10 protein-coding genes are annotated in these 12,724 nt (G+C 68.8%); 3 read left to right on the top strand and 7 right to left on the bottom strand.

Annotated elements, in window-relative coordinates; genetic code table 11:
• Window positions 1-3 precede the first annotated feature (3 nt).
• Window positions 4-810, bottom strand: a complete 807-nt coding sequence (locus QH195_RS03595) for a methyltransferase domain-containing protein (protein WP_280425029.1) — start codon at window positions 808-810, stop codon at window positions 4-6.
• A 188-nt stretch (window positions 811-998) separates the two neighbouring features.
• Here QH195_RS03595 and QH195_RS03590 point away from each other — a divergent pair, with 188 nt between their 5' ends.
• Window positions 999-1,571 (top strand): HhH-GPD-type base excision DNA repair protein, encoded by a 573-nt coding sequence (locus QH195_RS03590; protein ID WP_280425019.1) that lies wholly within the window; start codon window positions 999-1,001, stop codon window positions 1,569-1,571.
• A gap of 14 nt (window positions 1,572-1,585) precedes the next feature.
• Here the strand turns inward: QH195_RS03590 and QH195_RS03585 are convergent, their stop codons facing one another.
• The 3 genes from QH195_RS03585 to QH195_RS03575 form a co-directional block, all read right to left on the bottom strand.
• The gene (locus QH195_RS03585; protein WP_280434303.1) at window positions 1,586-2,302 is read right to left on the bottom strand and encodes an ESX secretion-associated protein EspG; all 717 of its coding nucleotides are present in this window, start codon (window positions 2,300-2,302) and stop codon (window positions 1,586-1,588) included.
• The gene (locus QH195_RS03580) at window positions 2,302-4,293 is read right to left on the bottom strand and encodes a hypothetical protein (RefSeq protein ID WP_280434302.1); all 1,992 of its coding nucleotides are present in this window, start codon (window positions 4,291-4,293) and stop codon (window positions 2,302-2,304) included. Before QH195_RS03580 ends, QH195_RS03585 begins: the two co-directional genes overlap by 1 nt.
• Window positions 4,294-4,397: 104 nt before the next feature.
• On the bottom strand, window positions 4,398-4,772 hold the full coding sequence (locus QH195_RS03575; protein ID WP_280425016.1) for a hypothetical protein: 375 nt from the start codon (window positions 4,770-4,772) through the stop codon (window positions 4,398-4,400).
• A gap of 657 nt (window positions 4,773-5,429) precedes the next feature.
• On the opposite strand from QH195_RS03575, the gene QH195_RS03570 reads away from it, so the two are divergent.
• Window positions 5,430-6,710 carry an ROK family protein gene (locus QH195_RS03570; protein ID WP_280425015.1) on the top strand — a complete coding sequence of 427 codons (1,281 nt, stop codon included), beginning with the start codon at window positions 5,430-5,432 and terminating at the stop codon, window positions 6,708-6,710.
• Between the two features lie 165 nt (window positions 6,711-6,875).
• On the opposite strand, the gene QH195_RS03565 is transcribed toward QH195_RS03570, so the two are convergent.
• Window positions 6,876-8,474: a DUF2207 family protein gene (locus QH195_RS03565; RefSeq protein ID WP_280434301.1), complete on the bottom strand. Its 1,599-nt coding sequence runs from the start codon at window positions 8,472-8,474 to the stop codon at window positions 6,876-6,878.
• A gap of 401 nt (window positions 8,475-8,875) precedes the next feature.
• On the opposite strand from QH195_RS03565, the gene QH195_RS03560 reads away from it, so the two are divergent.
• Entirely contained in the window at window positions 8,876-9,706 is an 831-nt protein-coding gene (locus tag QH195_RS03560) for a neutral zinc metallopeptidase (RefSeq protein WP_280425013.1), read from the top strand.
• Between the two features lies 1 nt (window position 9,707).
• On the opposite strand, the gene QH195_RS03555 is transcribed toward QH195_RS03560, so the two are convergent.
• Window positions 9,708-10,403, bottom strand: coding sequence for a TetR/AcrR family transcriptional regulator (locus QH195_RS03555; protein ID WP_280425012.1), 696 nt, complete (start codon window positions 10,401-10,403; stop codon window positions 9,708-9,710).
• Window positions 10,400-12,676, bottom strand: coding sequence for an MMPL family transporter (locus tag QH195_RS03550; RefSeq protein WP_280434300.1), 2,277 nt, complete (start codon window positions 12,674-12,676; stop codon window positions 10,400-10,402). The genes QH195_RS03555 and QH195_RS03550 overlap by 4 nt, the downstream gene beginning before the upstream one ends.
• Window positions 12,677-12,724 lie beyond the last annotated feature (48 nt).

Raw genomic sequence — 12,724 nt, 5'->3', positions numbered from 1 at the left:
GGATCAGGCCGGTTTGCGGGCGTGCACGGCGAACATCGTCACCGACAGGTGGATATCGCCGCTCGCGGCGCCCGCGGCCAAGTCGGCGAGTAACCGGTCACGCTCGGACTCGGTGATCACCCGGCGCGCCACCGCCATGGCGGAGACCCTGCTGACCAGCGCGCCGGCCCCCACCGACCGCTCCTGGACCAGCGCATGCGACCCGGTGCTCTCGACCTCCAGGCCCGCTCCGGTGAGCAGTCCCTGCAATCGGCGGCCCGAATAGGGATTGGTGGTCGCCGATATCAGGGTGTCGACGACCTCGCGCACCACCCGGGTGTCGCCGGGGTGCACGATCGCCGAACCCCAGTCGGCATCCATCACCACGGCCCGGCCGCCCGGCCGCAGGACACGGGCTATCTCGCGAGCAGCGCGCGCGGGCGCCGTGAGGTGCTGGAAGACGCGTTCGCACAGTACGGCGTCGAAAGTTTCGGGGCCGAAGGGCACACCGTAGGCGTCGCCGGAGTGGAAGGTCGCCGTGGAATGCGCGTCGGCGGCCCGCCTTTCGGCGGCGGCCAGCAGATTGGGGTCGGGCTCCACCCCGGCGGCGACCCCGGTGGGACCGACCGCCTCCGCGAAAGCGAGCACCTCGGAGCCGGTGCCGGAGCCGATATCGACGGCCTGCTCACCCGGCTGTAGCGCGAGTGCCTGGTGCGCCCATGCGCGCAACCGGTCGAGTCCGGGGAGCGCCGCCTGTAGGTCGCGGATATCGACCAGCTGGTCCTGGCCGGCGGCATCGAATCGGTCGGGGCGTAACCCGAAACTGTCCATGGGTCCGTGTCCATCCAGTGTGGTGGGTGGGTGTATCGCCGTGTGTGGCATGTGGTGAGCCTAACTCGGGGGCGTGGGATGATCGCTGGTAGTCCGGAGCGTGAGTGAGTCAGGCCGGAGGCGGTAGCGAAGCGTAGCTACGCAGGACCGCCGCTCATGCTCAACAGGCGCAGTGAGGAGAGCAGGCCATGGCCAAGTTGTGTCTCGCACAGGAACCCGAGGCGGACCAGCTGTTGTCGGAGAGTTCGCTGGCGCTGTTGATCGGGATGCTTCTCGACCAGCAGTACCCGCTCGAACACGCTTTCCGCGGTCCGAAGAAGATCGCCGATCGGATGGGTGGCCTGGATATCCACGCGATCGCGGCGGCGGATCAGGCCGAGTTCGAGGAGATGGCGGCGACCCCGCCCGCTATTCACCGCTACGGCCGGTCCATGGCGCGGCGGATCCAGGACCTGGCGCGGTATGTGATCGAACACTACGACGGCGATGTGACGGCGATCTGGACGGCCGCAGACCCGGACGGCAAAGAGGTGCTGCGGCGTTTGAAGGCGCTGCCGGGGTACGGCGACCAGAAGGCCAGGATCTTTCTCGCCCTCCTGGGAAAGCAGCTCGATATCCGGCCGGCCGGATGGGAGGCGGCGGCCGGTGACTACGCCGAGCCGGGATCGCGGCGCTCGGCGGCCGATATCGTCGACGGGGAGACCCTGCTCGAGGTTCGCGCCTTCAAGAAACAGATGAAGGCCGCGGCGAAACAGAAATGAGCGGTCGGTGCTGATCAGCGTAGGCGCGCGAGCCGGGCGAGTTCGGCCGCCAGACCGGAATCGCCGACCGGGGTGAGCGACAGGTCGGCGCCGGCGGCGAGCAGGTAGCGTCCGTCGCCGGTGAAATCCAGCCAGGTGCGGTGGATCGGCGGCGGGGACATCGGGTTCTCCGGCGCGATCGTGATGGTGAAGAACCCGCGGGCGTCGATCGGCCGGTGCAGCGCTTCCCGCAGCCGTCGTGCCCGGATCTCGGCGGTGCCGGGTGCGCCGGGTCCCTGCTCCGGGCAGAGTACCGCGGCGCGTGGTTCGCGCATGGCAGGTAGGCGCCCGGCCCGGGCGGGGCCCAAGGTGCTGACCAGATGTTTGCCGACCGTCCGGGCGTGACAGGCGATCAGGGTGATCTCCTCGTTCTGCGCGCGTATCAGCGCGCCCCAGTTGCCGAACCCGACCGCGACCGCGAGCACGGGATCGCCGCGATGGCCGGATCCGTCGAAATCGTCCCCGAATACGGTCACCCGGGTGACATCGGTCCGGGCGAGAAAGCGCAGAGTTCCGGTGAGGTCGGCGTCGCCGTTGGGCGGGAACCGGCGTTCCAGCTCCAATACCGACCGCGCGCTCTCGGTGGCGGCGGTGGCCCGCGGTGCGAGATCGATGGGATGGGGCCGCCGGTCGAGTCCTGTCTCGGTCTGCCAGATGTAGCTGAACTCGTCCGGCGTGAACACCCATTCCATCAGCGGCTCCCGCCACCCGGGTCGCCGCGTTCGGCTCGTTCCGTTCCGGTGTATTCGCCGAGTACCGGGGGCACCTTGGGATCGGTCGCGGTCAATTCCTCGTTCGGTGCGTGCAGATAGTCGGGGCTGGACCGCTCGGAATCGACCGGCCGGGGCGGAGGTGTGCCGACGGTGGGCGGCATGGGCACACCCGTCGGGACCAGACGTACCGGCCGTGCCCCGGTATTTTCATGTCCTTCCGTCCGCGACCCCTCCAAGCCTGTTCCAGCGGGGCCGAGCGCTTCTCGGTTGCCGGGCAGCGGTGGCTCTGCCACCGGATCGATATGGCCGGCCGGTGGCCGGATGGCCGGGTCGGGGAAGTACGGAACCGCCGCGGTGCCGGCGACAGCGTGCAGACCGGCGACAGCGTGCAGACCTGAGGCGGTCGGCGCCGGGGCCACCGGTGCCCCGGGGCCGGTGATTCCGGGCTCTGCACCGGCCGGGGTTTCCGGGCCGTCCGGCCAGGCGCGGCCCGGACGGTCGAACCCGGCCTCGGAGGGAGCGACTCGGTTGCTGGACGCCGCGCTGCCGGGTCCGTTGGACGCCGGGTTCCCGGCTTCGGGCAACGGATTCCCTGCTGTGCCGGCGGCCGAGGTGCCCGAAGCGGGTGCGGGGGCACCGGGAGCGCTGCCCGGGGCGCTGACAGAGGCTGTTCCCGGGCCATTGGTTACGGCGGGCGGCGGGCTCGGCGCAGGACGGTATTGAGGGGTATTGCTGCCCTGTGCATGCGCGGGAGCCGGGGGTCCGCCGGCCGGACCGATGTGGGGCGCTGGGGCGGCGCCACCCGAGACGCTGGGGGGCGAGGTGTGAACAGACCCGGCCGGGCCGGGGCCGGGTGGGATCGGGGCGACTGTAGCGGGGGTCGGTGGATTGGCCGGTGAGCGTGGCGACAAGTCGGTGGTACCGGGGCTGCCGACCGGGCCCGCCCCGCGGTCGGCCGGGACCGTGGCAGGTTGTGCCGCGGGTTCCGAGCGGGCGGGCTGGGTGTCCGGCGCAGATCCGGCAGCGGGTGCTGTCTCGGCTGCGGGCGTTTCCGTGGACTCGGACGGGTCCGGCGCCGGAGGATCCGCCGGTTGCGGGAATTCGGCCGATGGCTCTGCGGCGCCTGCCTCCGGTGCGGAATCGGACGGTGTACGTGGCGGCCGCGGTCCATCCTCCGGCGTGGTCGGCGTGGGGGCGGAATCGTTTCCGAACAGTGGTTGCGGCTCGTCGCCGGTGCGGCCGGGGGCGGAGTTCCCGTCGGTGTGCGGAGCCGTGGGCCCCGGCGGATCCGCCTTCGGTGACCCGGGATCCGATCCGACGGCCGCCCCGGGCTCCGTGCTCGGTGTCGTTGCCCCGCGTGAACCCGAAACCACCGATACCGCTGGGCTTTCCGGTGCGGTGGTGACCACGGCGGGAAACCGGGGAACGCTGTCGCCACTCGCCGGAATTGTCGGGTTGTAACCGAAGGTCATGGCGTCCTGGGCGGCCGCTGTCGCCGCGGCCGCCGCGAGGTTGTAGGTGGCGCGGCGCTGCGCTCCGGTGGCCGCCTCCACCGCGGGATCCGGGTCCGGTCGATAGGGCTCCGGTGGCGGCGGTACGGCTGTCCGAACCGATTCGGCGGCATCGGCGTTCGCCGCCATGAGCTGTCCGAGCACGCGGCAGACGCCGGCGGTATCGCCGCCGGCCCGCACCAGCGCGGTCGCGGCATCGACCGCGGCGGCGGCTGCGATACCGGACCACTCGCCGGACAGCCGGGTGATATCGCGGGCGTGCTCGTCGAACGCCGATTCCAATGCGTCGGCGGCACGATCCCACGCGTCCGCTACCCGGCGCAGTTCGGCCGGTACCAGCCGCTCGCGCGCCAGGTCCCAGATCTGCTGATGGGTATAGGCGTCGAACACTTCACGATCCGGTACGTAGGCCGGATCGATGCCGGTGCTCGTCGTACCGGTCTGCCCCTGATATGTCACGGTCGGCCCCCTTGCCTGCCGGTCCACGGCCGCCGATTGAGCGACCCGGACCGTGTGGTTTCAATTCTGCTGCACCCCTGCGTAATTCGATATGATGCCGTACCTCACGGGGTATCCGCCACCGCAGCGGCCAGAGCAGCGCCGTTCGCCGCGTCGGCCTCCCCGAACAGTGCCGCCGCGGCCAAGTAGGCCGCTTTGTGCCGGAGGGCGGCCTGCTCGAAGGCGTCGAGTACCTCCAGGTATTCCCGGCCCTTCGCGCCGAACCCCGCGGTCAGTCCCCGGCCGGAGGGGAGATCCGGGAAACCGGACACCCGGGTGAGGTTCGCGGCGCCGGTCCTGGCCTGTCGCACTCGTTCCACGAGCCGATCGCAGGACACTGCCAGTTCCCGGGCGACATCCGCCGACATGTGGAATTCCCCGGCCCGGGCCGCTGCGTACAGCCGAATCCCCGCCTGCTGTCCCAGATCTGGTACGGACATCGTCTTCCCCCTTCGGACTCCCCGCCTCGTGGTCGGAGCATAGCAGCGGAAAAGGTCCCGGACCAGGGTCGATGTCCCCGGCGCGGGGGATTCCGCCGATGCGGAGTCGCCCGGTCGGCGCGAACCCGTGCATTCCCCGTGTCGACGGGGGAATATTCCCCGCGCAGTGCCGGACAATTATTCTCCATCGCACCCCGGGGAATATTCCCCGGAAATTTGCGGAGAATATACGGGGCTGGGTACCCGCGATTCACCACGCGTTTGCGGATATCGGCTCACCGGCGGATGCATCCTCGCGGGCGGGTGCCCGATATGGATTTTTCCTTGCAGATTCGCGTGGGCGACCGGAGTGACGTTGTTCGAAGGCGCGCCGGAAACCTGCCTCTGAACTGGCGAAACGCCCGAATCAAGGATCCGTTGCGAACGAACCTCTTGGTGCGGCGCCGTACCGGGTGTTAATTTATTTGTTATGTCTACCAGCGGCACCAATCCGAAGCCGGTCACTTATGTGACCGCTGCGCTCGGTCTGCGGTTGCCGCTCACCCGTGAGTTGTGTTGCTCCCGCCGCCGCGGTTGAGCGATTCCCATCCACTCGCCGCCTCGTTGCAATATCTGTAGGCATATACCGGCCCAGGCCGGAATACTCGAGGAAATCATATGGCTGTCCGCACCGCCGAACGCATCGCGTCGCCGGCTTCCACCACCCGTACCCGTGTACCCCGCCCGGTCGTACCCCCGGACCTGCGGATCTCCGATAACCCCGCCGCCGCCGTGCTGCGGTCGGCAACCACCGGTCCGGTGTTCCGGGACAAAACCGCTCGCGCCACCGGATTGAGTATCGCGACCGTCAATCGGCAGGTCTCGGCGCTGCTCACCGCCGGACTGCTGCGCGAACGTGCCGATCTCACCGCCTCCGGCGCGGTGGGCCGGCCCCGGGTTCCGTTCGAAGTGGATATCGACACCTTCGGCACCCTGGGCGTCCATATCGGTTCCACCTCCACTCGCATCGTGGTCGCCGATCTGCGGGGTCGCATCCTCGGCGGCCTCACCATCGCGACTCCGCAAACGGGTCAGGAGTTCGCCGTCAAAACCGTCGCGCACAGTGCGAAATCCTTTCTGCAGCGCTGGTATCGGCGCACTCCGCTGTGGGTCGGGGTGGCGATCGGCGGCCGGGTCGACCCGGGTACGGGTGTGGTCGACCATCCGAAACTCGGCTGGCAGGCGGCGCCGGTCGGCGCGGTGTTCAGCGAGGTGCTCGGGCTGCCGATTTCGGTGGCGCCGCATGTCGAGGCGATGGCGGCCGCAGAGTTGTTGTTACCCGGCGTACAGCAGGATTCGGGCGACGCGTCCGGACAAGCGCATGCGCACGGGAGCAGCCTGTACTTCTATGTCCGTGAGACGGCCGGTATTTCGGTGACGCTCGACGGTCGTGTGCACACGCCGAGCAACGGGCCGGGCTCGATCGCGCATCTGCCGACCGGCTCGGAGGTCGAATGCCAGTGCGGCCGGCGCGGCTGCTTGGAGGCCACCGTCGGTGATCGCGCGCTACATGCCCGCGCGGTGGGTCGTGGAATCATTCCCGCGTACAACGGTAAAGCCAGCTCGACCATCGGCGATCTCTACCGCGCCGCGGTGCGTGGTTCGGAACCGGCCCGCGAACTGCTCGCCGAACGCGCCACCGTTCTCGGCCGGACGGTCGCCCTGGTGCGGGATATGCTCAACCCGGATCGAGTGGTGCTCGGCGGACAGGCCTTCACCACCTACCGCCCCGGCCTGGCGCATGTGGCGAGTTCCTTCAACGAGGCGACGGTGCTGCCGCCCACCGATATCCGTGTCACCGGTTACGCGTCGAAGGTGCAGGAATTCGCGGCCGTCGTCACTTCGCTGAGTGCCCTCTACACCGACCCCGTCGCCGCACTGCGCCGTATCCAGGCCTGACAACCCGTTCGATAACTCATGCGCCCCTCGGGCCCTGTCCTTCTCGGGTGCGCGGCGCATGAATTCCGGCTCCACCGGTCCGAACCTGTCCGGCTGCACACGCGCAGGTTCGGACCGAAGTCGTTCGCCGCTTGGGCTCGATCGGTGAGCCGGACGACCAGCACGTCAGCTCGCCGAGAACACACCCTCCACCGCGGTGATGAAGTAGGGGAAGTGCCCGGCGAACCGGTGCAGGTCCCGGTCGCCCTCGAAACCGCCGAACCAGTACAGACCCGGATCGTCGTCGGCGGACGGGTCGATATCGCGGAAGGTGCGTACCCAGTTGTCGGCGCGGCTCCAGACGATCATGTAGGGCAGTCCGCGGGAGAACACCAGCTCCCGGTCGCCGGCCGGGATCTGCGTGCTGTCCACCTGTTCCAGGCCCTGTCGCAGTCCGTGCACCTGGCCGGTGAGCGCGCGCCCGTACGCGGTGCGGGTGGGCAGGAAACGCTGGGCCGCGAGCAATGCGGCGCCGGCGAGGGCGATCGCGACGCCCACCAGCGCGTGGCCGGAGAGCAGCGCCGCGGCGACGGTCACCCCGGCACCCAGGACGATCAGGGCGCCGCCGAGCCAGAGCGGTACGCGGCGGCGGGTGGGGTCGATGAACGCGCCGCGTTCGACCGCATCCGCGAGCATCGTGCGGCGTAGCGGGTCGCTCGCGAGCCGGCCCGGGACACCCAGATCGGCGACCGTGACCTCGTTCGTACCAGCAGGGAGCAGCGCGTCGTAGATCGCTCGCTCGTAGGGCCGCAGCTGTTCGTCTGCCGGGTTGACCCGGACCATCCGCCACTGGGTTTCGCCGATGCGGCCGATCCAGAGGTAGTTGCGCACCGCGAGGTCGACGACGGTGGCGGCGATATCGGTGGTATCGGCGTGCCCGTCGAGCAGAACGCCCGCCGCACCCGGCAGGATGCCCGCGGGAGAGCTGAACTGGGTGCGGCCGTCGGCGTGGATCAGCGGCTGCATCGGGTCGGCGGCGCCGGTGTGCCGCCGTGCCCAGAGGAGGTAGCCGGCGAGCGCGGCCGACGCGGCCAGCAGCAGTGCGAACGCGACGAGGACCGGACCGGTGATCGCGAACGGTGAGCTCCCGGGACCGCTGATATCGGCGTTCGACGGTACGGTGCCGGGCGGGATCTGCAGCGTCAGATCCACCGATTCACCCTTGCGCAGGTTCGTTTGATCCAGGTACAGCACCCCGTCGGGTTCGATGTGCACCTGAGCGCACGGCCGGGTGTCACCGATCGGCCCCAGCAGGCATTCCACGATGCCCATCTCGAAACTCGGGCTGATCAGGGTGGCGTGGATTTCGGCGATATCGACGTTGAGCACCCCGAACCAGCGGAACACCTGGCTGCCCTCGGCATCGCTGACCGTGTTCTGCACCGAGTAGCGGAAGGTCGATTCGCCCGGCGCGGCCTCGATGGTGAACAGATCATCGGCCACCTGTGCGTTCCCGGGACCGGTCGTTTCGATATCGGTGACGGCGAACCGGCGTTCGGAATCCTCGCTGATCTGTACTCGCAGCGGCAGGGACATGGTGAATTGCCCACCGGGCGGGACGGTCACTCGCTCGGTCACCTCGAGGACTCCCTCGCGGCTGAGGGTCATGTCCAAGTTCAAGATCACACCGGCGGGCTCCTGAGCCCGGGCGGTCGGCGCGAACAGGGTGAACAATCCGGTCAGTGCGAGTAGTAGCGCCGCGGCGCCCCCCCGAAAAGTGAGCATGGTTCGTAACCTTAGACAGCTTGCTATCCTGCGTCAGCGGCTGTTGGCGTTCGGAGAATTCGAGAGGGACCGGGGGAGTGACTCGACCACCTTATGAACGTGGACCGGTTCCTCCTGGCAGACAGCCGAATCCACCACACGGACGACCACCCTTCGGTCCACCGCCGAGCCGGCCGCAGCAGCCGCCACCACACGGTGCCCGCCCCGGATATCCGGCCGCTCCGGGGTATCCGCCGCAGTGGCCCGGCTATCCACCCCGGCCGGGGCCGCCGCCACAGCGCGGTCCCATACCAGGTTATCGGCCGATCGTGGCCCCGCCCATGCCGCCGCCCGTCCCGCAGCGCCCGCCGCGGGGTCGTCAGGCCAGACCCCGGCGTGGTGGCGGCCGGACGCTGGGGATATTGCTCGCAATCATCGCGTTCGTGGTGGCGGCATTGGTTCGCGGGGCACTGGATTCGGGGGGCCTGAGCGTGCTCGGACCGCAACCCGACCGCGGTTACGACACGGGCGAGACCGGGCCCGCTGCAACCGGCACCAATCCGTTGCTCACCGACACCGATGCCACCCTGATCCCCGCCGACTGCCCCTACACCGAGTGGTCGACCGACGAGGAAACGGCCCGCGCCTTTTTCGGAAGCGCCGAGAAATGCCTGCAGGCGGCCTGGCAGCCGGTACTGGAATCCGCAGGGCTGCCCTTCGAACCGCCGACTGTCGAGGTATCGGCCACCACCGAGGGCATCTCTACCCCGTGTACCGGCTCGACCAGCGATTTCGCCGCGTTCTACTGCCCGGCCAATCGCACTGTGTATATGCCGATCAGCCAGCTGCAAACCGATTACTACGGCGACGACTGGGTGGTCTACCTGTCGGTGTTCGCGCACGAGTACGGCCACCATATCCAGAACCTGTCCGGCATCCTCCTCGCGGCGAACAGCGAACGCGTCGATGTGGGCGTGCAGACCCCGGACGGGCTGGAACTGTCGCGCCGGGTCGAATTGCAGGCCAACTGTTTCGACGGGATGTATCTGTCGTCCTCCGCCGACGGCGGTTCGCTGACGGATGAGCAGATGTCGCAGGCGCGCACCGACGCCGACCATCGCGGTGATCAGCGCGGCGATATGCGCGATCACGGTACGCCGGAGAACGGCGGGCGCTGGTTCGGGCTCGGGGTGGAGCACAACCGGACGGCCCAGTGCAACACCTTCACGGCACCGGACGATGCGGTGAGCTGAGTCAGCCGGCGGCCCGCCCGGTGCCGCGCACCCGGTTTCGCAGTTGCGTGAGCCAGTCGGTCATCTGCTCCGGACCTGCCTCCGGGCCGATCAATTCGGTGACGACGTGTCCGGCACAGGCCGCGTCGAGAACCCGGGCGGCCACGGCCATCGGATCGCCCCACGGCAGAAACGGTTTCGCCAGCAGCAGGGAGGCGATACCGTGCGCGGCGGCCCAGAGTTCGAGAACCAGTGGGGTCGGGTCACCGCGGTCGATCAATCCGGCTGCCATGGATTCTTCGACTGTGGTCGTGAAGTAGCGGTAGGCGCCACTGCTGAGGACCAGGTCCACTGCGCCGGAGGTATGGGTGGGGATGGTGGCCAGCCGGTACTGCTCGGGATGGTCGAGGGCGAAACGGACATAGGCCAAGCCGAGCCGCCGCAGCCGCAGCGGCGGGGGGTCGGCCGGGTCGACCGCGGCCTGCATGGCGGTGTTCAACGCTTCGAAAACCTCGGCCACCGCAGCCTCGATCAGCGCTTCCTTATCGGCGAAATGCCGGTAGATCGACGGTGCGCTGACACCCACCATCCCCGCGACCGCGCGAATCGATACGGCCTCGACACTGCCCGTCCGTTCGAGCAGTTCCCGGGTGGCGGCGATGATCTCCGCGCGTAGGCGACCACCGGATCCACGCGGTGACCGCGGCCGCCCGGTCATACGCGCACCGGTGGTTCGGCGGCGGCCGGGCGCGGCCCGGTTTCCTCGCCGAGCCCGAACCGGTCGTGCAGGCGGGCCAGCGGTTTCGGGGCCCACCAGTTGAGCGGGCCCATCAATCGCATCAGCGCCGGCACCAGCAGCGCGCGGATGATGGTGGCGTCGGCCAGCACCGTCAACGTCAAACCCAACCCCATCAGCTGGATGAACGAGACCTGCGAGGTGGCCAGTGCGCCGATCACGATGGCCATCAGTACGGCGGCGGCGGTGAATATCCGGCCGGTGCGGGCCACGCCGATGGCGACGGACGCGGTGTTGTCCTCGGCCGCGAATTCGCCGCCGGTGCGGCCGGCGCGGCGGTGCAGCCATTCTTCCCGGATCCGGGACAGCAGGAAAACCTCGTAGTCCATGGACAGGCCGAAGGCCAGGCAGAACATGAGGATCGGCATGGTCGGTACCAGGTAGCCGACGGCGGTGAAACCGAGCAGACCCTCGAGGTGGCCGTCCTGGAATATCCACACCATGGCGCCGAAGGCCGCCGTGAGCGAAAGGGTGTTCAGTAGCAGTGCTTTCAGCGGCAGGATGACGCTGCCGGTGAACAGGAACAGCACTACGAAAGTGGCCAGCACGATGAGGAGTGCCGCCAGGGGGAGCCGGTCGGCCAGCGCGTCGAGGGAATCCTCGTTCATCGCGGCGGCCCCGGAGAAGAGCGGGGGCGCCGGGGCCGGCACTGCCCGGAGTTCCGTCAGTTGGTCGCCTCCGGCGGGGGAGAACGGGTCGAGGGAGGTGTTCACGGTCAGATAGGTGCCGGTGTCGTTGGCCATCCCCGGCGGAGTGGGCGCGAGCCGGTTACCGGAGACATACACTCCCGCGCTGGACAAGACTCCCGTGACATCGTCGACTTCGGACAACTGGGACGCGTATGCGGCAACGCCTTGCTCGTCCTGGTAGCCGTTCAGCACGATCGTGGTGTTACCGCCCGGATCGGCCCGCGGGAATTCGGCGCGCACCTCGTCGCCCACTTGCCGGCTGGCGGCGGACTCGGGGAGCACACGCTCGTCGGGATAGCCGAACTTCACGGAGAGGAACGGGGAGCCCAGCGCCAGCAGCAGCGCCACGATCACCAGGGACACCGGGACAGCGAACCGCATCACCCGCATCACCAGCCGATACCAGCCCGTCCGTTCCGGCACCATGGCGCCCAGCGGCGCCGGTTCGCGTCCGAACAAACGCAACAGCGGTGCGCGTAGGTCCAGCGCGTTCACCCGGTGACCCAGCAGTACGAGCGCCGCCGGCAGGACGATCACCGAGGCAGCCGCCGCGGCCACCACGACAGCGACGCCGGAGTAGGCGAACGAGCGCAGGAAGTACAGGTCGAACACCAGCATCGCCGAAAGCGACAATGCCACGGTGAGAGCGGAGAACAGCACGGTGCGGCCCGCTGTCTGCAAGGCGCGCACGGTTGCGGCACGGGGGTCCAGACCGCCCGCGAGCTCTTCCCGGAACCGGCTCACGATGAACAGGCTGTAGTCGATCGCCAGTGCCAGACCGAGTGCGGTGGTGAGGTTCATGGCGTAGATGGACACATCGGTGAACAGTGTGAACAGTCGCAGAATCGCCAGTGTGGCGGCGATCGCGAACAACCCGACAAGCAGCGGCAGCGATGCCGCGATCAGGCTGCCGAACACCAGTACCAGCACGATCAAGGTCAGCGGTATGGCCGCGGCCTCGGCGACCGCCAGGTCGTGGGTGATCTGCTCGTTGACCTCGTGGAAGGTCGCGGCCGCGCCACCCGCCCGGACGGTGACCCCGTCGCTCGTGCCGGTCACCTGGGCGCTGATCTCACCCGCGGCTTCCTGCATCTGTGTTTCGTCACCGTCCAGGTGCACCGCGATCAGCCCCGATTTTCCGTCGGTACTGCGCAGTGCCGAGGCCACCGCGGGTGACGGTGCGGTCCAGTACGACTGGACGCTGGTGGTGTCCGGGTGCGCCCCGATCGTGTCGATCGCCGCCTGGACCCGGGCCCGTACGGCGGGGGTATCGACGCCTTCCGACGAGTCGACCAGCAGGATGTAATTGGGTGCGGCGCCTTCGAAGTTGTCCGCGAGCAACTCGCCTGCCTGTGTCGATTCGGCGTCCGAGGAGACGAATCCGCCGGATTTCAGTCCCGACGCGGCGGTGGCGCCGAAGATGCCGCACAGCAGCGCGACGGCCAGTGCGCCGACGAGTATCGCCCGCGGAAACCTGGTAACGAGTTGTGCGATTCGGATCAGCATGAGCAGGGCCCCCGCCTAGATGGGTTAATGACGTTAGCGTAACGCTGT

Source organism: Nocardia carnea (genome assembly GCF_029868855.1).
GTDB classification, from domain to species: domain Bacteria; phylum Actinomycetota; class Actinomycetes; order Mycobacteriales; family Mycobacteriaceae; genus Nocardia; species Nocardia carnea_A.
Note: the sequence above shows the minus strand (reverse complement) of the source record. Positions and strands in the feature narration are given on the sequence as shown.